The 21548-nt window shown below is 63.3% G+C and carries 22 protein-coding genes; 12 read left to right on the forward strand and 10 right to left on the reverse strand.

All coding sequences use genetic code 11. The features are described from left to right. Positions 1 to 42: 42 nt before the first annotated feature. On the reverse strand, positions 43 to 1260 hold the full coding sequence (locus tag ACQ4WY_RS05815; protein ID WP_436503196.1) for a YeeE/YedE family protein: 1218 nt from the start codon (positions 1258 to 1260) through the stop codon (positions 43 to 45). A 98-nt stretch (positions 1261 to 1358) separates the two neighbouring features. Continuing rightward, positions 1359 to 2570, reverse strand: coding sequence for an MFS transporter (locus ACQ4WY_RS05820; protein WP_436503197.1), 1212 nt, complete (start codon positions 2568 to 2570; stop codon positions 1359 to 1361). Positions 2571 to 2714: 144 nt separating this feature from the next. Here ACQ4WY_RS05820 and ACQ4WY_RS05825 point away from each other — a divergent pair, with 144 nt between their 5' ends. Continuing rightward, entirely contained in the window at positions 2715 to 2951 is a 237-nt protein-coding gene (locus tag ACQ4WY_RS05825; protein ID WP_071076391.1) for a DUF3820 family protein, read from the forward strand. Between the two features lie 17 nt (positions 2952 to 2968). On the opposite strand, the gene ACQ4WY_RS05830 is transcribed toward ACQ4WY_RS05825, so the two are convergent. Next, the gene (locus tag ACQ4WY_RS05830; RefSeq protein WP_436503198.1) at positions 2969 to 3352 is read right to left on the reverse strand and encodes a glutaredoxin; all 384 of its coding nucleotides are present in this window, start codon (positions 3350 to 3352) and stop codon (positions 2969 to 2971) included. Between the two features lie 99 nt (positions 3353 to 3451). On the opposite strand from ACQ4WY_RS05830, the gene ACQ4WY_RS05835 reads away from it, so the two are divergent. Further along, positions 3452 to 3994, forward strand: coding sequence for a hypothetical protein (locus ACQ4WY_RS05835; protein WP_436503199.1), 543 nt, complete (start codon positions 3452 to 3454; stop codon positions 3992 to 3994). Between the two features lie 29 nt (positions 3995 to 4023). On the opposite strand, the gene ACQ4WY_RS05840 is transcribed toward ACQ4WY_RS05835, so the two are convergent. After that, the gene (locus tag ACQ4WY_RS05840) at positions 4024 to 4845 is read right to left on the reverse strand and encodes an APH(3')-I family aminoglycoside O-phosphotransferase (protein WP_436503200.1); all 822 of its coding nucleotides are present in this window, start codon (positions 4843 to 4845) and stop codon (positions 4024 to 4026) included. A 16-nt stretch (positions 4846 to 4861) separates the two neighbouring features. Beyond that, the gene (locus tag ACQ4WY_RS05845) at positions 4862 to 5350 is read right to left on the reverse strand and encodes an Lrp/AsnC family transcriptional regulator (protein WP_436503201.1); all 489 of its coding nucleotides are present in this window, start codon (positions 5348 to 5350) and stop codon (positions 4862 to 4864) included. 77 nt (positions 5351 to 5427) lie between these two features. Here ACQ4WY_RS05845 and ACQ4WY_RS05850 point away from each other — a divergent pair, with 77 nt between their 5' ends. Beyond that, positions 5428 to 6315 (forward strand): EamA family transporter, encoded by an 888-nt coding sequence (locus tag ACQ4WY_RS05850; RefSeq protein ID WP_436503202.1) that lies wholly within the window; start codon positions 5428 to 5430, stop codon positions 6313 to 6315. Positions 6316 to 6318: 3 nt separating this feature from the next. Here ACQ4WY_RS05850 and ACQ4WY_RS05855 read toward each other — a convergent pair whose 3' ends face one another. After that, positions 6319 to 7542, reverse strand: a complete 1224-nt coding sequence (locus ACQ4WY_RS05855; protein ID WP_436503203.1) for an MFS transporter — start codon at positions 7540 to 7542, stop codon at positions 6319 to 6321. A 98-nt stretch (positions 7543 to 7640) separates the two neighbouring features. On the opposite strand from ACQ4WY_RS05855, the gene ACQ4WY_RS05860 reads away from it, so the two are divergent. Next, positions 7641 to 8549, forward strand: coding sequence for a LysR family transcriptional regulator (locus ACQ4WY_RS05860; protein ID WP_436503204.1), 909 nt, complete (start codon positions 7641 to 7643; stop codon positions 8547 to 8549). 64 nt (positions 8550 to 8613) lie between these two features. Further along, complete coding sequence (locus ACQ4WY_RS05865; RefSeq protein ID WP_436503205.1) at positions 8614 to 9159, forward strand: DUF4256 domain-containing protein; 546 nt, start codon at positions 8614 to 8616, stop codon at positions 9157 to 9159. 10 nt (positions 9160 to 9169) lie between these two features. On the opposite strand, the gene ACQ4WY_RS05870 is transcribed toward ACQ4WY_RS05865, so the two are convergent. After that, a complete protein-coding gene (locus ACQ4WY_RS05870) occupies positions 9170 to 11326 on the reverse strand; it encodes a putative bifunctional diguanylate cyclase/phosphodiesterase (RefSeq protein ID WP_353660775.1) in 2157 nt (718 codons plus the stop codon). A 154-nt stretch (positions 11327 to 11480) separates the two neighbouring features. After that, positions 11481 to 12407, reverse strand: a complete 927-nt coding sequence (locus ACQ4WY_RS05875) for a LysR family transcriptional regulator (protein WP_436503206.1) — start codon at positions 12405 to 12407, stop codon at positions 11481 to 11483. A gap of 167 nt (positions 12408 to 12574) precedes the next feature. Here ACQ4WY_RS05875 and ACQ4WY_RS05880 point away from each other — a divergent pair, with 167 nt between their 5' ends. The 6 genes from ACQ4WY_RS05880 (at position 12575) to ACQ4WY_RS05905 (ending at position 19500) form a co-directional block, all read left to right on the forward strand. Next, on the forward strand, positions 12575 to 13276 hold the full coding sequence (locus tag ACQ4WY_RS05880; protein WP_436503207.1) for a pirin family protein: 702 nt from the start codon (positions 12575 to 12577) through the stop codon (positions 13274 to 13276). Between the two features lie 162 nt (positions 13277 to 13438). After that, positions 13439 to 13825 carry a DoxX family protein gene (locus ACQ4WY_RS05885; protein WP_436503208.1) on the forward strand — a complete coding sequence of 129 codons (387 nt, stop codon included), beginning with the start codon at positions 13439 to 13441 and terminating at the stop codon, positions 13823 to 13825. 111 nt (positions 13826 to 13936) lie between these two features. Continuing rightward, complete coding sequence (locus ACQ4WY_RS05890) at positions 13937 to 16177, forward strand: PhoX family protein (RefSeq protein WP_436503209.1); 2241 nt, start codon at positions 13937 to 13939, stop codon at positions 16175 to 16177. Positions 16178 to 16397: 220 nt separating this feature from the next. Beyond that, the gene (gene ribA, locus ACQ4WY_RS05895) at positions 16398 to 17051 is read left to right on the forward strand and encodes a GTP cyclohydrolase II (RefSeq protein WP_070224093.1); all 654 of its coding nucleotides are present in this window, start codon (positions 16398 to 16400) and stop codon (positions 17049 to 17051) included. A gap of 80 nt (positions 17052 to 17131) precedes the next feature. Beyond that, a complete protein-coding gene (locus ACQ4WY_RS05900; protein ID WP_436503210.1) occupies positions 17132 to 18523 on the forward strand; it encodes a S1 family peptidase in 1392 nt (463 codons plus the stop codon). Further along, the gene (locus ACQ4WY_RS05905) at positions 18520 to 19500 is read left to right on the forward strand and encodes an FHA domain-containing protein (RefSeq protein ID WP_436503211.1); all 981 of its coding nucleotides are present in this window, start codon (positions 18520 to 18522) and stop codon (positions 19498 to 19500) included. The genes ACQ4WY_RS05900 and ACQ4WY_RS05905 overlap by 4 nt, the downstream gene beginning before the upstream one ends. Before the next feature lie 97 nt (positions 19501 to 19597). Here the strand turns inward: ACQ4WY_RS05905 and ACQ4WY_RS05910 are convergent, their stop codons facing one another. Further along, entirely contained in the window at positions 19598 to 20008 is a 411-nt protein-coding gene (locus ACQ4WY_RS05910; RefSeq protein ID WP_353660768.1) for a CCXG family PEP-CTERM protein, read from the reverse strand. Between the two features lie 518 nt (positions 20009 to 20526). Between ACQ4WY_RS05910 and ACQ4WY_RS05915 the strand changes: the two genes are divergently transcribed. After that, on the forward strand, positions 20527 to 20865 hold the full coding sequence (locus tag ACQ4WY_RS05915; protein WP_131687304.1) for an MmcQ/YjbR family DNA-binding protein: 339 nt from the start codon (positions 20527 to 20529) through the stop codon (positions 20863 to 20865). Here ACQ4WY_RS05915 and ACQ4WY_RS05920 read toward each other — a convergent pair whose 3' ends face one another. Next, positions 20866 to 21486 carry a TetR/AcrR family transcriptional regulator gene (locus ACQ4WY_RS05920; protein WP_436503212.1) on the reverse strand — a complete coding sequence of 207 codons (621 nt, stop codon included), beginning with the start codon at positions 21484 to 21486 and terminating at the stop codon, positions 20866 to 20868. It lies immediately after the preceding gene. Positions 21487 to 21548: the final 62 nt, after the last annotated feature.

Raw genomic sequence — 21548 nt, forward strand, 5'->3', positions numbered from 1 at the left:
CAGGGGCAGAAATATACAGCAAAGCCCCCAGCTACGCCGGCGTCAGCAGCCGGTCGGCTTCACGCGCTCCACTTCCAGGCCAAACCACGGGCGCAGGCGCGTGCCGATAACGTTGCCGAGGAAGGCGCAGACCAGCCACAGCCAGCCGTGCAAACTGCCCGAGACGATGCCGCTGAAATACGCGCCGATATTGCAGCCGTAGGCCAGGCGCGCACCATAGCCGAGCAGCAAGCCGCCGACGATGGCGGCGATGATCGAGCGCCGCGGGATGCGCCACACGGGCGCATAGCGGCCGGCCAGCGCCGCCGCCAGCATGGCGCCGAGCACAATGCCGATGTCCATCACGGAAGTCTTGTCTTGCGTCAGCGGCGCGGCCAGGGCGGCCGCGTTGGCCTTGGTCGACCAGTAAGCCCAGCTGGCCGTATCGATGCCGATCACCGATGCGGCCTTGGCGCCCCACAGGGCGAACGCGGACGTCACGCCCCATGGCTTGCCCGACAGGGCCAGGGTGGCGAAGTTCAGCACGACGAGCGCAACGGCGCCTGCCACCAGCGGCCAGGGGCCGTGCAGCCACGGCGACGACTGCGCCGGTCGCAGCGGCGTGGCGACGAGCTTGCCATGGCGGCGCTTTTCAACGAGCACCGTGATCCCGGCGATCAGCGCGAAGACGATCCAGTTCAGCGCCAGCGCGGGCGCAAGGCCCAGGCTTGTGACGAGGGAAATGGGCTTGAGTTGCGGCAGCGCCGTCCAGAATGGCATGTGCGCCGTGCCGATCACGGAGCCGACGATGAAGGCGGCCAGGGTAATGAGCATGCGCGTGCTGCCACCGCCGACCGTGTACAAGGTGCCGGAGGCGCAACCGCCACCCAGCTGCATGCCTATGCCGAAGATGAAGGCGCCAAAGATGACCGAGGTGCCGGCGGGAGAAACCAGGCCCGCGACGGGCGTGCCGAACAGGGTGCCGGCCGACAGCGCGGGAAAGAACAGCGCCACGCCGACGGCCAGCATCAGCATTTGCGCGCGCAAGCCGTCGCCGCGGCCATCGGCAATGAAAACGCGCCAGGCGGACGTAAAACCGAAGGCCGCGTGATACAGGGTGATGCCGAGCAAGGCGCCCACCACGTACAGCGCGGACTGGATGGCGCCGACGGTCAGCGCCAGGTACCAGGCGCCGAGAACGATGAGCAATAGCGCAACGCCCAGCGGTTTCGGATTGATCGCGGCGCGCAGGCGCAGGGGTGACGTTGCTGTATCGGACATGGAGAGTAGGGGCCAGAGGAAGGTAAGCCCTATTCTAAACCCTACTCTCGCCCGTTTTGGTGTTTTCTGCCAGCAACTTACTTGTAGACCACGCCGGCTTAGTGCCCCACCGCATGAATCGACTTCTCGCCGCCGCTGCGCACGGGAAGCGGATAGCGCCGATCCATCCGGCCGCTCAAGGCCGTCAAGCCGAACGCACCCAGCACGACGAGGGCGCCGATCCAGCCCGTGTGCACCAGACCCAGGTGTTCCACGATCAGGCCCCCGCCCCACGCGCCGCCGGCGATGCCCAGGTTGAAGGCGGCGATATTCAGGCCCGAGGCCACGTCGACGGCGCGGGGCGTGAAGTGCTCCGCCTGCTGCACCACATACACTTGCAATCCAGCCACGTTACCGAAGGCGACGGCACCCCACAGCAGCACGGTGATGACGACGAGCACGGGATGCGGCGCCGTGAAGGTCAACAGCAGCAAGACGGCCGCCAACAGCAAGAAAATCAATTTCAGGGCACGCACGGGGCCCTTCTTGTCGGCCAGCCTGCCGCCCCAGATATTGCCGAACGCCACGGACACGCCATACACGAGCATCACCACGCCCACGGCGCCGGCGCTGAAACCCGACACTTGTTGCAGGATCGGCGCCAGATACGTAAAGGCGATGAAGGAGCCGCCATAGCCGACGGCCGTCATGGCGTACACCAGCATCAGGCGCGGCTGGCCCAGCACCTGCACTTGCTGCAGCAGGGACGCCGGTTTGCTGTGGGCAATGTTCGATGGCACGTACAGCAAGCTGCCGATGAACGCCACCAGCCCCAGGGCCGAGACGGCGAGGAGGGTTTCGCGCCAGCCGAAATGCTGGCCGATGAAGGTGCCCAGCGGCACGCCCGTCACCAGGGCCACGGTCAGGCCCGTAAACATGATGGCAATCGCGCTGGCCGCCTTGTCCTTCGGCACCAGCGAGGTGGCGATGGTCGAGCCGATGGAAAAGAACACGCCATGCGCCAGCCCCGTCAGGATGCGGGCGATGACGAGGGTTTCGTAGCCGGGCGATTTCCAGGCCAGCAAGTTACCCAGGGTGAACAAGACCATCAGCGACAGCAGCAGGGTCTTGCGGGGAATCTTGCCCGTCAGGGCAGTCAGGACGGGCGCGCCGACGGCGACGCCCAGCGCATACAGGCTGACCAGCAGGCCGGCCGATGGCAAGTTGACGCCCAGGTCCGCGGCGATGGTGGGCAACAGCCCCACGATGACAAACTCGGTGGTTCCGATGGCAAATGCGCTGAGGGTCAGCGCGAGCAAGGCAATGGGCATGACAAACTCCGATAAAAGATGTTGGAATGCAGTATCGGGGTTTTCTTTATTTCGAAAAATACCTCTCCAGGCAGAAGATACTTGCGCTGAATTCAACAGTACTGTGTTCTGCTACACTGCATCGATCGATTACGGAGCTGTCGCATGAATTCAGAAAAACTGGCGCTGCTGGTCACGCGCGAAATGCCATATGGGAAATATCAGGGGCGCTTGCTGGCCGACTTGCCGGGCCATTACCTGGGCTGGTTCGCGCGCGAGGGCTTCCCCTCGGGCGAACTGGGTAGTTTAATTGCGCTGATGTACGAGCTCGACCACAACGATTTGCGCGGCTTGCTCGACCCCTTACGCACGCGCAAGTCGCCGTGGCGGCCGGGCGAGTAAGGAGCGCAAGACAGGTCTTAAAACTGGCGCACTTTCTTCGCCAGCATGGCGCTGAACTCGCCATTTTCCACCAGCTTTTGCAGCTCGCTGGCGCCGCCGATGAGCACACCGTTGACAAAAATCATGGGAAACGTGGGCCAACCCGTCCACATTTTCAAGGCATTGCGGCGGTGCCACTGGTTCAGATAGCTGCCGTATTGCAGGTACTGGTAGGGCGTGCCCAGCACGTCGAGGATCTTGCGCGCCTTGCGCGGAAACGGATTGAGCGCCATGCCGACCACCACCACCTGATGCGCGGCGATGGCCGCCTGCACTTCGCGCACGATGTCCTTGTGCTTGCTGCCGATCAAAGGACGGGCGGCGGGATGGATCTGGGTTTCGTCAAGGAGGGCGCGGGTCATGAAAGTCCTGGGGTCAGTGGCATGCGAATCACGCATTGTGCCATGCGTGCCGCGTGGCGTGCGCTACACTGCGCCTCTTCTCCTCTTCGCGTGAAATATATGCAAGCAATCACTGCCATGCCTGAATGCCGCACCCGCCGCCTGCTCGGCGCTCTTCTGCTCGCCGCCAGTTGCGCCAGCGCCCTCGCCGCTACCGATCCCGGGCTCGAAATGGGCTTGCTCCATGCCCTGCACCTGAAAAAGGGCACGACGGACAGAGTGGGCACCTCGGGCAAGGCCATCCAAGCCTACATGCGCGAAGGCTACCTCGGCAAGTACCCCAAGCAGCGCTTCGATTACACCGATTACTACCTGCTGAAGAAGCCGGCAAGCTTCATGGGACATGAACTGGTACTCATCGAAGAAGAATACATCTCGCAGTACATCGGCTGCTGCGTCAGCCCCGGCGCCGGCGTCACGGTCAGGGTGCGCGGCAACACGCAAAAGCTGCAAGCGTTCGCCCGCGCCCAGCGCTGCACCTTGACCGACCCTGTCGATATCCGGCATGCATTGAACGAGGTTGCGATCAAGACCCGGATGCCCAAAGGCCATTACGCGTCATTAAGCTGCCGCGAACGCGATGCCGAGCGCGAGGAGCCGTAGGCTGCCACCGCCGTGATGGCTGGTGACATTCAGAACAGCTCGTCGAGCAGCAAGTGAAATTGCAGCTTGCCTTGATCGATATCAAGGAGCCCATATTGCTCAACAAACCTTTGCTGTAGCGCGGCGTCCAACTCACCGAGAGCACGCCAGACGATGGCCAGGTCCTGGTAGCGGTCGGCGATGCCCGCCCGTCCCACGTCGAGGCAGCCGACGACGGCGCCTTCCTGCAGGAGGATATTCTCCAGCGAGAAATCGCCATGCGTGACGACGAGGTCGGGCGTGATCGGCAGGCAGTCCTGCAACGCCACCCACACCTGCTCCGCCGTCCAGCCTTCCCTACCGGCATCGAAATCGTCGGCATCGACCAGGCCCGCATCGATGCGCTGGCGCGCCTGGGCCAGCCGAACGGCAGGGCCGGTGTCGAACGAGCAGTCGCTCACGGGAAGCGCGTGCAGGCGGCGCAGGAAGGCGGCCAGCGCATCGACCACGGCAAGGCCCAGCGCAGGGTTCGCCTCCAGCACCTGGGACGCCGTTGCGCCCGGCAGGGCCGTCATCAGCAGCCATGCCTGATCCGGGCCTGCGACGCGCGCGAACTGGACCACCGCCGGCACGGGCAGGTACTGCGCCAGCCAGCGCAGGCGCGCCGCCTCGTCGGCGATGTCGGCGGCGGTAACAGCCCTGCCGTGCTTCAGGTACAGGTCCGGCGCACCGTCCCTGCCATGCAGGTGGTAGACGGCGGCGCCCGACTCGCCGATGCTGTCGCGCGTCCAGTCATAAGGAGCAACGGCGGTGCGCAGGCTGGCGGGCATGGCTGCCGTCATGGCGGCTTGCCTGCTTTTGGATATGCTCATCTGTCTGGCCTTTTCTCTATCCCAGCGGCACGTGCAAGCCCATCTTGAGGCAAGTCAGTGCCACCGAGGTACGATAGCGCCGGATATTGTCATCGCCGCCGAACAGGCGCTCCGTCAGCGCCTCGTATTCGGCCATGCTGCTGGCGGTAATGATCAGCAGGTAATCGGCCTCGCCCGTGATGCCGTAGCACTGCTGTATGGCAGGCTCGGCCATGATACGCGCGCGCATGCCGGCCGTGCGCTGCGGATGCTCGTCGTGCAAATGCACTTCCACCGTCAAGATCAGGGGGCGGCCCAGGCGGCTCGCGTCAAGCACGGCCACCTCATGACGGATCACCCCGCTCTCGCGCAGGCGGCGGATGCGCCGCTGCACGGCCGGCGCGGACAGGTGCACGGCCTGGGCGATTTCGCGCTGCGAGGTCGTGTTATCGCGCTGCAAGATGTCCAGGATCGCCAGGTCGAAGGCGTCCAGGGCAAGGGAAGGTGTGAGCGAAAGTTGCGTCATGGAGGTCAAAATGCAGTGCAAATATCGGAGCAGACACAATAAACTTTCGCTATTCCGATATCAAGCCTTTTATCACCATGCCATTACGCCGCTATTCCTCGTTTATTCCCCTGCTGGCCATCCTCGGCTCCGTCACCTGCCTGGGCCTGGGCACTTCATGGGCCAAGCACAGCCTGTTCCCGCTGGTGGGCGCGCAAGGCACGACGGCCGTGCGCGTGGGCTTTTCCGCCCTGTTGCTGCTGCTGTTCTGGCGCCCGTGGCGCTGGCAGCTGAGCCGCGCCGACCTGCGCACCGTGGCCCTGTATGGCGCCGCGCTGGGTTTGACGAACCTGTGCTTCTATATGGCGCTGCGCACGATACCCTTCGGCATCGCCGTGGCAATCGAGTTTTCCGGCCCGCTGGCCGTCGCGCTGCTGGCTTCGCGCCGCCCGCTCGACTTTGTCTGGGTGGCCTTGGGCGTGGCGGGACTGGCACTGCTGCTGCCGCTCGGCCACGATGTCAGCAAGCTCGATCCCACCGGCGTGCTGTTCGCGCTGGGTGCCGCCGTCTGCTGGGCCACCTATATCATCTTCGGCAAGCGCGCCAGCCATTTGCATGCGGGCCATTCCGTCTCGCTGGGCCTGGCCATGGCCGCGCTGGTGGTGGTGCCTGTGGGCGTGGCGCATAGCGGCGCCGCCCTGCTCTCGCCGGTGGTACTGGCCGTGGGGCTGGGTGTGGCCCTCCTTTCCAGCGCCATTCCCATTTCGCTGGAAATGGTGGCCCTGAAACGCCTGACGCCGCAAGCCTTCGGCATCATGAGCAGCATGGAGCCGGCCGTGGCCGCCATGCTGGCGTACCTACTGCTCGACGAGCGCCTGGGGGCCGGGCAATGGCTGGCCATCGCCATGATCATGGCCGCGTCCATGGGCAGTTCCTATATGGCGCAGCGCCAGAAACGGGCGCCGGCCGCCGCCGTGCATACCTGAACCTCAGTGCACGGCCGCCCCCGCCACATGGGACGCCAGGTTGCGGCGCGCCAGCCACGCCAGCGGCAACAGAGCCAGCAAAGCAGCGGCCACGCCAGCCCACGGTGACGACGCCATCATTTGGCGCGAGACCATCAGCGCCCCCAGCATGGAGCCGAAGGAAATGCCGAGGTTGAACGCGGAAATGTTCAGCCCGGAAGCGAAATCGACGGCTTGCGGCGTGTAGCGCTCGGCCGTGGCCAGCATGCCGGCCTGCAGGGCGGGCGACAGGCCGAAGGCGAACACGCCCCAGACGAACAGCATCACCGTCATCATCGAGGGCGAAGCGATGCTCAACGCCACGCCCGCTTGCGTGGCAGCCAGCAACAGCAACATCACCCGCAAGGCTTTTTGCCAGCCCAGGTGGCTGGTCAGGTAGCCGCCCGCCAAGTTGCCGGCAAAGGTGGCGGCGCCAAAGACGATCAGCAAGGCGCTGGCCATGGTGGCGGAAAAGCCCGTCACATCCGTCAGGATGGGCGTAATAAACGTGAAGGCGGCAAAGCTGCTGCCAAAGCCGAACGTCGTAATCGCCATCATCGTCAGGATGGGGCCACTGCCGAGGGCCGCCAGCTGCGTCATGGCCTTGCCTCCCTTGCCTTGCGGCAAACCTGCCGGCAGCCAGCGCGCCATGGCCGCCAGGCCCAGTGCGGCCAGGACCACCACGGCAAAGAAGGGCAAGCGCCAGCCCATCAAATTGCCGAGGAAGCTGCCGAACGGCACGCCAATCACCATGGCCAAAGTCAATCCCGCAAACATCACGGAAATCGCCCTGCCCGCCTGCGCCTTGCTGACCAGGCTGGCGGCCACGGTGGCGCCGATGGCAAAGAAGGTACCGTGCGCCACGGCCGTAATGACCCGCCCCACCAGCAACAGTTCAAACGTGTGGGAAAAGGCGGCCAGCAAGTTACCGGCCAGGAACACGCTCATCAGGCCCAGCAAGGCAGCCTTGCGCGGCAAACGCGACATCAACAGCACCAGCAGCGGCGTGCCGATGGCCAGCGCCAGCGCGTACAGGCTGACCAGCGAGCCGGCCGATTCGATGGGAATATGCAAATCCTTGGCGATGGTCGGCAAGATGCCGACGACGATGAATTCGGTGACGCCGATGGCAAAGGCGCCGACGGCCAGCGCCAGCACGCCGGGCGGCATCTTGCTGGCTGAAGTGGAAACAGGGCTTGCGGTGGTCATGATGGCTCCAACAAATAGTTCAATTCAGCCAGTGTATCCAGAGAAATACTTTTGATATAGACTCTCATAATGAAAACACCTGTGAAATGGATTCAATAATGGCCAGGCAAGACATCAACCGGGCGTTCGAGATGGCCGTGTTTGTGGCCGTGGTGGAAACGGGGGCCTTTTCCGCCGCCGCGCGCCGCCTGGCCCTGACGCCATCGGCCGTCAGCAAGCTCGTCAATCGCCTGGAAACGCGGCTCGGCGCACGTTTGCTCCAGCGCAGCACGCGCCAGCTGCACACCACGCCCGAGGGCGATGCCTTCTTCGTGCAGTGCAAGCGCATCCTCGACGATATCGACGGCGCCGAGCGCGAAGCGGCGCAAGGGGCGGCGCCGCGCGGGCGCTTGCGCATCAACTGTTTCGTGCCGTTCGGCGTGCGCCATCTGCTGCCCATCCTGCCCGAGTTCGCGCTGCGCTATCCCGACATCGTGCTTGACGTGGTCGTCAGCGACGCCATCGTTGACTTGCTGGAAGACCGCACCGACATCGCCATCCGCACGGGCAAGCTGAAGGAGTCGAACCTGGTGGCGCGCAAACTGGGCGAAGACGCGATGGTCGTCGTCGCTGCCCCTGCCTACGTGGCGCGGCACGGCCTCCCGCGCACGCCGCAGGAGCTATCGCAGCACAATCTGCTGGCGTTCAACTTCCGCTGCCAGAACGAAACCTGGCCCTTCCTCGATGAGGCGGGCAACACCATGCAGGTGACGCCACAAGGCAATACCTGCGTCAGCGATGGCGAAAGCATGCGCCAGCTGGTGCTGGCAGGCATGGGACTGGGACGTTTTTCGCGCCAGCACGTGCAGCGCGATATCGAGCAAGGTCATTTAATACCCTTGCTGCAGGACTACAATCCGGGCGACAAGGAACTCGTGCACGCCGTCTTCGTGGGGCCGGGTTTGCAAGTGCCGGCCCGCGTGCGCGTGATGCTCGATTACCTGCTGGAAAAAGTGAAGCTGGGATGAGCGCCGCCCGGCCGCATCGCATCCTATAATCGGCTTGTTGCATTCAATTTCCAGGGAGCCACTGATGAAATCCACCGCACATGATGCGCTGATCAGCACCTTGCAAGCGCGCTTCGCCCAGCATATGCACCGCCATGCCGGCCTGAGCTGGGATGCAGTGCTGTCCCGCCTGAACTCCGCTCCCGCCAGCCTGGCCGTCTTGCAGGCAATGGAAGACACGGGCGGCGAACCGGACGTCATCGCGCACGCCGGCGAGACGGGCGCCGTCACGTTTTGCGATTGCTCAGCAGAAAGCCCGATGGGCCGGCGCAGCCTGTGTTTCGATGCCGCGGCCTTGGCCGCGCGCAAGGCCAACAAGCCAGCCGGCAGTGCCATGGCCATGGCGCAGGCAATGGGCATCGAATTGCTGACGCAAGACCAGTACCGCAAGTTGCAGGCACTGGCACCGTTCGACCAGAAAACCTCGAGCTGGATTGCGACGCCGGACAGTATCCGGGCGCTGGGCGGCGCCCTGTTTTGCGACCGCCGCTATGAGCAGGTCTTCGTCTACCACAATGGCGCCGAGTCGTACTATGCGGGCCGGGGCTTTCGCGGATTGCTGCGCGTCTGAGCGCCGCCGCTCAAACCAGCGCTTCCAGGCGCAATTGCCGGCCTTCATCGAGCATCAGCTCGAATTCGGCCGCCGGCACGGCCGGGCTGAACAGATATCCTTGCAGCTGGTCACAACCCAGTTCGCGCAGGAAGCGCATCTGCTCGGCCGTTTCCACCCCTTCGGCGACAATTTCCTGGCGCAGCTGCTGCGCCATGGTGACGATGGCGCGGGCGATGGCGCAATCGTTTTCCTCGAACGGCAAGCCGATGACAAACGAGCGGTCGATTTTCAAGGTACTGATGGGGAATTTCTTCAGGTAGGCGAGACTGGAATAGCCGGTGCCGAAGTCGTCCAGCGCCAGCGCCAGGCCCATGGCCACCAGCTGGTTCATGATGTCGATCACCTTGTCGGCACCGCGCATCAACAGGCTTTCCGTGATTTCCAGCATGATCTGGTCGGGCCGCACGCCATAGCGTTCCAGCACGGCCGCTATGCGCGCCGGCAATTGTTCATCGAACTGGCGCGCCGACAGGTTGACGGCGATGGCCGGCATGTGCAGGCCACGGTCTTCCCAGCTGCGGATCTGGCGGCAGGCCTCGTCCAGCACCCAGGTGCCCAGTTCCAGGATTAAACTGGTTTCCTCGGCGACGGGGATGAAGACGCCGGGCGAAACCATGCCGCGCATCGGATGCTTCCAGCGCAGCAAGGCTTCCGCGCCCACGATGCGCCCGCTGGCCAGGCTCACTTTCGGCTGGTAATGCAATTCCAGCTCCTTGTCGCCCAGCGCCAGCCGCATCTCGCTTTCCAGGCGCAAATGTTCCTTGGCCCTGCGGTTCATGTCTTCGCGGTAAAACAGGAAGGTCGATTCGATGGTCTGCCCCGCCTTGGCCACGGCCACGTCGGCAAAACGGAACAGGGCCGGCGCTTCCAGCCCATCTTCCGGATACACGGTAATGCCGATGCTGGCGCCCACATGCAGCGCGTGCGTGTCGATATTGATCGGCGCTTCGAGCAGGTTGAGCAGCTTTTGCGCTACATTCGCCGCGTGTTCGCGCTTTTCGATATGCAACAGCGCCACGACGAACTTGCTGTTGTCGACCCGCGCCAGGATGTCCGCGTCGCGCAGGGCGCCACGGAACAGCTGGCCGATGGCGATCACCAGCTGGTCGCCCACTTCATGGCCAAGCGTGTCGCTGATGGAACCGATGCGGCTGATGTCGATGACCATCAGTGCGCCATGCGTGCCCTGCCGTTTCGCTTCGGCCAGGCCCTGGTCCACCAATTGATTCAGCAGGCAGCGGTTGGGCAAGCCCGTCAGGCTGTCGTAGTTGGCCATGCGCTGCATGCGCGCTTCGGCATCCTTGTGCACTGAGATATCGGAAAACAGGGAAAACACGTGGCTGATTTCGCCGAACTCGTCGCGCACGACGCTGATGGTGACGTCTTGCGGGAACAGTTCGCCATTCTTGCGCTTGCCGATGATTTCGCCGCGCCAGGAGCCGTGGCCACGCATGGCGGCGCGCACCTTGGCGCGGAAGTCGGGATCGTGCACGCCCGAGCGCAGCAAGTCCGGCGTGCGGCCGATGGCTTCGGCCGGCGAGTAGCCGGTGATGCGGCTAAAGGAACTGTTGATCGAAACGATGCGCTCTTCCGCATCCGTGATCAGCACGGCTTGCTCGCTGTCTTCGATGATGCGCGCGTGCAATTTGACTTTGTCCACGTCGGACAGCGGCTCGCTCATGGCCGACAGGCGCACGGCCATGCCGCAAGCCTTGCCCGCCTGGTCGTGGATCACGTGGCGGTGCATGCGCAGCCACGTCACCATGCCCGACTTCTTGCGCCGGCGCACATCGGTGGCCACGTCGCCCTGGGTGAAATGCAGTTCCAGCACGCTCGCTTCCGCGTCGTCTTCCGGATACAAAAACAGGATATGCTGGCCCAGTGCTTCCAGTTCGGAATAGCCGAACATCTGTTCGGCGCCATGGTTCCAGCCGATCAGGAAACCATCGGGATCGATTTCCAGCAAGGCGTCGGCCGGCGCCACGCGCACCACGGGCCGGCTGGCGCCGCGCAAGCGCTCCAGTTCTTCCTCCAGCCGCGCCAGGGTGGCGGCCTGCTGCGGCCCCGCCTGTTCACGGGCATCCTGGGCCAGGCGCAGGCACAGCGCAACCTTCGCCTCAAGCATGGCAACCCCACTCTTGGGCCAGGTCGAGGGAAACTTTCAGGGGCGCGGCGGTGTATGTAATCATCAAAATCCCACTATGGGGCGTGGAGGTCGGGCGGGAAATACTGTGAATATGGTAACTTAAAAATGTTGGCGTATGTCAACATTTTAAGACCTACGCCGAATGGCCCGGCAGATGCTGCGCCAGGCGTGCAAACACATCCGGTTCGCGCATGCGCGCCATCCACCAGCGCAGCGCGGCGCCATCCTCGCCCACGCGCCATGCCAGGTAAAACGTTTCCGAAGGTTTCGGCTCTTCCACGGCCTTTTCCACCAGCTGGCCGCGCGCGATGGCGGCGCGGGCGCATGGCCCCGGCAGGAAACCAAAACCCAGCCCCAGCACCTGGTAGTCGAACTTGACCTGCATGTTCGGCACGCTCAAGGCATCTTGTCCCAGCAGTAGCCCCACCGTGCGCGGCGCCATCTGGCGCGCCGAATCGGCCACCACCACAGCCCGGTACTGCTGCAGGTGGCCACGCGACAAGGGCTCCGGCACCTGCGCCAGCGGATGCGTGGGCGCCACGGCAAAGACGAAGTCGAGCATGCCGATCGGCTGCGCGATATAACCGCCGCCCGCCGGCCCGTCGCCGGGCGCACCCACCAGCAAGTCGGCCCGCCGATCCAGCAACGCTTCCCAGGTGCCCGACAGAGTGTCTTGCGACAGGCGCAAGCGCGTCTGCTGCGCCACGTCGTAAAAGGCGCGCACGTCGTCGGCCAGAGCCACGGCGGAAAACATGGAATCGATACCGATGGACAATTCCGTTTCCCAGCCGGACGCCACCCGGCGCACGCGGTGCTCGAGGTCCTGGGCCGCCTTCAATAAATAGCGGCCCTCTTTCAGCAACTCCTGGCCGGCCGCCGTCAGCATGACTTTCGGGCCATTGCGCTGGAACACTTGCACGCCCAGGTCGTCTTCCAGCTTGGCCACCGTATAGGAAATGGTGGACGGGACTTTATGCAACTCCTTGCCGGCCGACGAGAACGATCCGCGGCGGTCAATGGCGTCGACGATTTGCAGGGCTTCCAGGCTGAGTCTTAACATTCGATTTTTTCGATCATAGGTCGCAATATTTTCCGTTTTTCTTTCTCTGCGCAGGGGCCTATACTTTCTCCATCGTACAGCGAAGGGCAGAAAAGAAGCCACGGCGTAGCGCCAGGCAACGGTCCTTCGAAATTATCGCACATTAACCTTTAGAAACGGAGTCCACCATGTTACAGATTCGTCATAGCGAAGAACGCGGCGCCGCCAACCACGGCTGGCTCAATTCCCACCACAGCTTTTCCTTCGGCAGCTACCATGATCCCTTGCACATGGGCTTTGGCCCCCTGCTGGTGATCAATGAAGACCGCGTCACGCCAGGCCAGGGTTTCGGCACGCACGGCCATCGCGACATGGAAATCATTTCATATGTGCTCGACGGCGCGCTCGAACACAAGGACAGCATGGGCACGGGCTCCGTCCTGCACTACGGCGATGTGCAGCGCATGAGCGCCGGCAGCGGCGTGCGCCACAGCGAGTTCAACCACTCGGCAACGGATGGCTTGCACTTCCTGCAGATCTGGATCCAGCCAAACGTGACAGGCATTCCACCCAGCTATGAAGAGAAACACTTCACGCCGGAAAGCAAACGGGGCAAGTTGCGTTTGATCGCCTCCTCCGACGGCCGCCAGGGTTCCGTGCTGATCCACCAGAATGCAGCCATCTACGCCAGCATCCTGCAGGAAGGCGAACAGGCCGAACATGTACTCGACGAAGGCCGCCTCGCCTATGTGCACCTGATCCGCGGCAGCCTGGTGGTCAACGGCACGCCCTTGAAAGCGGGCGATGCGCTGAAACTGACGCAGGAAGCGGCCGTGACATTGACGCAAGCAGAAGACGCTGAAGTACTCGTCTTCGACTTGCCTAAATGATGGTACCTGGCCAAACCTACTGCGCGTTGCGCTTTGCGGCCTGCGATGCTCACCGTACTAAAGTACGGTTGCGCTTCTTGGCCATAAATCACTGCCGCTCGCTACGGTTTTGCCAGGCACCGCAAGTCAACCTTAAATCTTGATAAAAACAATTGGATTAACATGAAAAATAACACTGATCTGCTGCTCCCCCTCGGCCGTGCCGCCCTTGGCATGCTGTTCTTTGTCTCGGGCTTGCTGAAAATCGGCGGCTTTGCGGGCGTGGCCGGCTACATGGCCAGCCAGGGTTTGCCGATCGCCAATATCTTGCTGGTGGGCGTCATCGTCCTGGAAGTGGGCGGCGGCCTGCTGCTGATTACTGGCTGGCAGGCGCGCTGGGCGGCGCTGGCCCTGGCGTTGTTCCTGATCCCCACCACCTTGATCTTCCACGCCTTCTGGAGCGCTGATGCGGCCCACTTCCAGGATCAGCTGACGAACTTCCTGAAGAACCTGTCCATCTTCGGCGGCATGCTGTTGCTGGTGGAGCGCGGTTTTCGCAAGGTCAAATAAGGCCGAGGGCTGCCTGTCACCATCTTGTCATCGAGTTGACATGGCGTGGTCACATACGCTGACTATCATGCGGTTGCCTTTAAATCACGCAACCACAGGACATCGCAGCCCATGAACAAGCCCAACGATCTGGCCATCAGCGCCACCGATCTGAACGACATTGACAGCAACGCGTCCCACGACAACCATTTCAACAACATCCTGAACGCCCGCCTGAGCCGCCGCAACTGGCTGCGCGGCAGCGCCGTCACGGCCGCTACCGCCGTCATGGGTTCGATGGGTCTGTCCGCTTGCGGCGGCAGCGATGCAGCCGCCGTCACGCCGACACCGACGCCGACACCCGAAAAACTGCTGGCCTTCACCGCCGTGCCGAAAAGCCTGGCCGACGTCGTGTCGGTGCCGGCCGGCTACACGGCCACTGCCCTGTATGCGCTGGGCGACTCGCTGCGCGCAGCCACACCGGCCTACAAGAACGACGGCAGCGATACCGATTTCGATAACCGCGCCGGCGACCACCATGACGGCATGGAATACTACGGCCTCTCCGCCGCCGGTGCACCGCTGGCGTCCGGCGCCGAACGGGGCTTGCTGGCCATGAACCACGAAGCAACCACCGACGAAAAACTGTCCTCGCACTTCCTGCACGTGAATGGCGGCACCACCTCGCTGCCGCGCCCCGCCGCCGAAGTCGACAAGGAAGTGGCCGTCCACGGCCTGAGCGTGGTGGAAGTCAAAAAGACGGGCAGCGCCTGGGCCACCGTCAACGATTCCGCTTTCAACCGCCGCGTCACGCCGCTGACGGACATCGAGATTGCCGGTCCGGTACGCGGCAACGCCCTCGTGGTGACCAAGTATTCGCCGACCGGCACCAAGACGCGCGGCACCATCAACAACTGCGGCACGGGCAAGTCGCCATGGGGCAGCTACCTCTCCGGCGAAGAAAACTGGGCCGGCTATTTCACGCGCTCGGCCACCGACAATGCGGCGCGCGGCGACAAGTCCGTGGCTTCGCTGAACCGCTATGGCCGCAGCCAGGGCGGCGCCTCGCGCCACGGCTGGGAAACGGGCGGCAGCGACGACAAGTACGCGCGCTGGAACCTGAGCAAGATCGGCGCCTCGACCAACGGCAGCGACGACTACCGCAATGAATTGAACGGCATGGGCTACATCGTCGAGATGGACCCGTACGACAAAACCAAAGCCATCCGCAAGCGCACGGCGCTGGGCCGCTACGCGCACGAAAGCGCCGCCTTCAGCGTCCCGACCGTGGGCCAGCAGCTGGCCGTCTACATGGGCGACGATTCGCGCAACGAATACATCTACAAATTCGTCACGACCGCCGTCTGGGCCGCCGCGGACGCCAACCCGGCCGACCGCATGGCCACCGGCGACAAATACCTCGATTCGGGCAAGCTGTACGTGGCCAAGCTGGCCGCCGACGGCACGGGCCAGTGGATCGAGCTGGCCATGTCGAACGCGCTGATCCAGGCATATGGCGCCTACAAGTTCGCCGACCTGGCCGATGTGCTGGTCAATGCCCGCCTGGCGGCCGACGCCGTGGGCGCGACGAAGATGGACCGTCCGGAATGGTGCTCGGTCAACCCGGCCAATGGCGAGATCTACTACACGCTGACCAATAACTCGAACCGCACCGTCAATCCGAGCGGTTCGTCGCAGCTGGCGCCGGACAGCGCCAATCCACGCGCCTACACGGACATGAAAGGCAGCAGCGCGCAGAACGGTAATCCGAATGGCCACATCATCCGCTTCAAGGAAGGCACGGGCGCGGCCGCAGCCACCAGCTTTAGCTGGGATGTCTACCTGTTTGGCGCCGAGAGCGGCGCCGACGCCAGCAAGATCAACCTGTCGAACCTGACGGCCGACCAGGATTTCTCGAGCCCCGACGGCCTGGCCTTCAGCCCCTACACGGGCATTTGCTGGATCCAGACCGACGATGGCGCGTACACGGATGTCACCAATTGCATGATGCTGGCGGCCATCCCCGGCAAGGTCGGCGACGGCGCAAAGTCCACCCTGAACTACGCCACGGCGGCCGGCGGCAACCTCGCGGTCGACACCTTCATCGGCAAGAAACCCACGGCCGACACGCTCAAGCGCTTCCTGGTGGGGCCGGTCGGCTCGGAAATCACGGGCATCAGTGAAACGCCCGACGGCAAGACCATGTTCATCAACATCCAGCATCCGGGCGAAAACACTGCGCTGGCCAATATCGGCGATCCGTCCAAATACACGAGCCAGTGGCCGGCCAACGCCGGCTATGGCGCCGGCAAGCGTCCCCGCTCGGCCACCATCGTGATCACCAAGAACGACGGCGGACGCATCGGCAGCTGATGACCCGTGCCTGGCGGCGGCATCCGCCAGGCAAAGCCAGCAATTCACCTTGTAAAAGGAGGAAGTGCCCCTAAGTAAGGCTTATCACCAGACATTGCAACAACCGAATGGCAGCCAGGGAAAACGTTTCCCTGCTTTTTGGTATGATGGCAAGGCGCGCCGGCACCGGAGTGGTGTCGCGCGCCTTTTATTTTTGATAATTACATATATGAGCACAACCATGCAAAGCGGCGCAGACCTCCTGGCGACAGGCGAATTGGATTACACGACTTCCTGCGCACTGCCGACGCCGTGGGCCCAGTTCACCTTGCACGCCTTTGTCGAGCACGCCACAGGCAAGGAACACCTGGCCATGGTGCTGGGCGATATCGGCAACGGCGAACCGGTGCTGGCGCGCGTGCATTCCGAGTGCCTGACAGGCGACGTGCTGTTTTCCCAACGCTGCGACTGCGGCGCGCAACTCGAAGGCGCCTTGAAACGCATCGCCGAGGAAGGTCGCGGCATTTTGCTGTACCTGCGCCAGGAAGGGCGTGGCATCGGCCTGATCAACAAGATCCGCGCCTACCGCCTGCAGGAAGCGGGCGCCGACACGGTGCAGGCGAATGAACAGCTGGGTTTCAAGGCCGACGCGCGCAACTACACCTTGTGCAAGCCCATGTTTGCGCAATTCGGCATCCATAGCCTGCGCCTGATGACCAACAACCCGCGCAAGATCGCCGCCATGGAAGCGCTGGGCATCACGGTGGCCGAACGGGTGCCGCTGCTGGTGAACCGCAACGCCTTCAACCAGCACTACCTGAATACCAAGCAAAGCAAGCTCGGTCACATGATGACGCCGGAAACGGCGCCGGCGCTGGAAGACGGCGCCCTGTAATTCCCGGGCCGGCGCGCGGCGGCGCGTCGCCTGGGCGCCGGCCCGCGCCCGCTTCGCTCCTGCTCACGCACAAAGGATGCATGAAATTATCTAACTACGCCTTCTTGCTGGCCAGCCTGTGCGCTGCCGCAGGCGCACACGCGGTCCCGGCCCCTGCGCCAGCCGCGCCCCCCACCGCTTCGACGTCCCCCGCCAAACCGCCGCCGGCCACCGCCGCGCCCGCCGCCACCGAACATGCGGCCCTCCCGCCGCCTTCGTCTGCCGCGCAAAAGCTGTACACGGCCGCGCGCGCCGACATCCTGCAAGTACGCGTGCTGCTGAAAAACGGCCGCACGCAGTCGTCGGTCGGCTCGGGCTTTTTAATCGGCACGGGCGACCTGGTGGTGAGCAATTATCACGTCGTGTCGCAATTCGCACTCGATCCGGACACCTACGTGGGCGAATGGGTCGACACCAGCGGCCAGCGCGGCAATGTGGAATTGCTGGCCGTCGACGTGCTGCATGACCTGGCCGTGCTGCGCGTGAACCGCCATGGCACGGGTTTTTTCAAGATGCCGGAAGCGCTGGCGCCCCTGACGCAGGGCCAGTACCTGTATTCGATGGGCAATCCGCTGGACCTGGGCTTCGCCATCTCGGAAGGCTCGTACAACGGCGTCGTCACGCGCAGCTTCTATGACCAGCTGATGTTTACGGGACCGATCAATTCCGGCATGAGCGGCGGCCCCAGCGTCACGGCGAATGGCGACGTCGCCGGCATCAATGTCTCGAAACGCCTCGATGGTGAACTCGTCAGCTTTCTCGTGCCCGCCCGCTATGCCCAGCAATTGCTGGCCAAGGTGGCCCAGCAAGGCAAGCCGCCGAAGGACTTCAAGCCGCTGGTGACGGCGCAGCTGCTGGCGCACCAGGAAGTCATGCTGGCGCGCCTGCTCGACACGCCGTTGAGCCTGAAAGCCATGGGCCCATATCGCGTGCCCGTGCGCGAGTCGGACCAGATGCGCTGCTGGGGCCGCTCCACCGTCAAGTCCGACAAGCCCTACATGCTCGACAACACCAGCTGCGCCATGGAATCGGCCATCTTCATCTCCGGCGCCCTGCAGACGGGCCAAGTGTCGATGCGTCATGAATTTTTGCGCAGCAGCGAACTGGGCGCGCTGCGCTTTTCCGAGCTGGCCAGCGCCTCGTTCAAGAATGAAAGCTTCGGCAGCTACAAGAGCGCGCACCAGACGGGCCCCCATTGCACCGAACAGTTCGTCAAGAACAAGACACTGCCCTTGCGCGCCGTCCTGTGCGTGCGCGCCTACCGCAAGTTTACCGGCCTGTACGATTTTGCCCTGCTGGCCGCCAGCACCGATGATCCACTCATGAGCCTGCAAAGCCGCATCGACGCGCGCGGCGTGTCTTACGCCAACGGCATGCGCGTCACGCGCACCTTCCTCGAAGCGCTGTCGCGGGAAAGCAGCCGCAAGCCATGAAAGCACCGTACTTCATCGAAATCCTTGCCGAGAATGGCGAAGTGCGGCAACGCCAGCGGATTGAGTCGCTGCCGATCCGCATCGGCCGCGGCTACGACAACGACTTCATCCTCGACGATGCGCATACGGCAGCCGCGCACGCCATCGTCGAAGACGACGGCGCAGGCGGCCTGCTGCTGCGCGACCTGGGCAGCCAGAATGGCGTGATCCACCGGGGACAACGGCAACTGCAAGTGGCCTTGAACGGCAACAGCATCGTGCGCCTGGGCCACACGCGTTTGCGCATGCGCGCCAGCGACCAGCCGGTGGCGCCCGAACTGGGCGACACGACCAGGCACGACTGGGAAGGCTTGCGCCCTGCCGTCGCCGGCCTGGCCATGATCGGCGCTTCGGCCGCCTTCAGCAACTGGCTCGGCGACGCAAACGCCTTCGACCCGATTTCCTACCTGATGATCATCGCCACCGCGCTGGCCGGCGGCCTCGTGTGGGCGTCGATCTGGGCCGTGGCAAACCGTTTGTTTGGCCGTGTGGCGCGCCTCGGCCGCCACCTGTTCATCATCGGCTGCGGCTTGCTGGCCATGGAAGTGTGGGAACTGGGCAGCAATGTGGCGGCGTATGCGCTGTCGCTGGAAGTGCTGACGCGCTACGGACGGCATATGTTCATCGTCATCGTCTGCGTCATGATCTACTATCATTTGTGCACGATCAAACCGCAGCACCCGCGCCGCTTCGGCCTCGTCGCCGTCGTGCTGGCCATCCTCGGCTCGACCCTGATCCTGCTGAGCAACCTGCAGACCAGCGGCCGCCTGGCCGACGAGACGTACATGTCGGTGATCTACCCGCCGGCCTTGCGCCTGAGCCCCGATCACACGACGGACGCCTTCTTCCGCGATGCGGCCAGCCTGCAGCGCGCCGTCGACGCCGAGCGCGGCAAGGCGGCCAAGGGTGCCGACGAAGACGAAGACAGCGGCGACTGACAACGCGCATGAAAAAAACCCGCCGTGTCCTGACAGACCGGCGGGCTTTTTACGCGCGCCGCGAGGCGCGCGCAGTCTCGTTGCCTACAACTTGCGCTTAGAACTTGTCGTCCTGCCTACGGCGCGCCGTGAAGCCCAGCAAGGCCAGGCTGGTCAGCAGCATGGCGTAGGAGCTCGGTTCCGACAAGTCCGGTACCGGGCCATCGGCACTGGAAAAGCTGGCGAAATTGCTGTTGTCCGCCGCGAACTGGACTTGCTGGCCGCCATCGCAGCAGTTTTCCAGTCCATCGATGCTCAAGGTATGGTTGCCTTCCGACAAAATGCTCGAACCGGCGAGGAGCAGGCTGCTGCTATTATCGTTGCCAGCCCACCACAGCTCGCTGCTCTTGACGTCCAGCGCCACGCCATCATTCAAATAAGCGGTGGACACGTTGATAGTGCTGGCGTTCGCGTGGGCAAACACACCAGCAGCGATCAGGGACAGGGCGATTTTAGGCAAATTTTTCATGATGGGTATCCAGTCAATAAGTATTCAACGGGCGCAACAGACGTGAAGGCGCTTGAGCTGAATACACGCTGCATTGAGGCGTGTCGGCGTAGCGCAAGAATTGCAAGGATGAGCGGTCGGGGGCGTGGCTTCCGCAAAACATCGCGGCCTTGCGGCGTGCCATGGCGGCACTGCAAGCGTCCTGGAAAGGGTTCGGGTTCCCGGGACAAAACCAGACAGTTGACGGGTCAGGTAAAACGTTGAATCTATTCTATCTTAAATTCCCTGGAAGAAAAGTATTTTTCTTTTAGTCATGTAAGATATTTTTATGATAAGCACACTAAAACAAGCTGAACAATCGTGGCTGCACGGGCACTTTGCCCCTGCTGCGGTAGCGGGACCTGTCGCGCAAGCGCCACAAGCGTGCACGCCAGTGTCGCATCTTGCGCATTTCTTTTCGCATGCCGCTGCACCACGCGGCGAAACAGCATGGCAAAATGTAGTCACGCTGCTATCTATCCGAACAGGGGGAAAGAGGAATGGTCGACCTGGAAGAACTACGCTATCTGGCACTGTCGTTTCCCGACACCACCGAGGAAGAACATCACGACCGTCCGGCCTTCCGCGTGGGCGGGAAGATCTTTGCCACCCTGCCAGATGACGAGCACATCAACGTACTGCTCGATGCAGAAGCGGCGCACATCGCCACCGTCATCACGCCATCGGGCTGCGAAAAACTGTGGTGGGGCGAACGGCTGGCGGGTATCACGGTGTGCCTGGCGGACGCCGAGCTGGACATGCTGGCCGCCGCCCTGACGGCCGCCTGGCGGCGCAAGGCGCCCAGCGACCTGGCCAAGACCATCGCCCCGACAGGGTAGTTACATCGGCCAATTGCGCAGTAGCAATCCCACCATTTGCTGCAATTGCTCGCGCGATACGCCGGCCGCCGCCTGGATGGCCATGCCCTGCGACAAGGTCACGACAAAGCGCGCCTGCTGCTCGGGACAGGAAGCGGGCGGCAAATCTCCCTCTTCCTTGGCGCGCCGCAAGCGGTCGCGCAATTTGATTTCACCACGCAACCGACGCGCGAACAGTTCATCGCGGATCGGCAAGGCATCGTCGCTGCAGGCGAGCGCCGCATTGACGCCCATGCAGCCATGCGGCCCATCGGGCATGGTTTGCGCGTCGACATACTGCGTCAGCAAGGCTTCCACCACCTGGCGCGCCGTCGGCTGTTCCAGCGCCGCATCGAAAAACCGCATGCGCGTGTCGCTGTAGCGCTCGAGCGCCTTGTGGAACAATTGCTCCTTGTTGCCGAAGACGGCATACAGGCTGGGCCGGTTCATGCCCATGGCCTTCGTCAATTCCGGCAGGGAACTGCCCTCATAGCCTTTTTCCCAGAACACTTTCATGGCGCAATCAAGCGCCTCTTCCGCGTCGAAGGTGCGTGGCCGCCCCGTTTTCGCCTTGGCTACTGCCTCTTTTTTATCTTGTTTCATACCGTTCGGTAAAAAATTATTGACAACAATGTCTGCCTGCCCTGATTATATACCGACCGGTT

Source organism: Janthinobacterium salmonicoloratum, assembly GCF_051380845.1.
GTDB lineage: Bacteria > Pseudomonadota > Gammaproteobacteria > Burkholderiales > Burkholderiaceae_D > Janthinobacterium > Janthinobacterium lividum_F.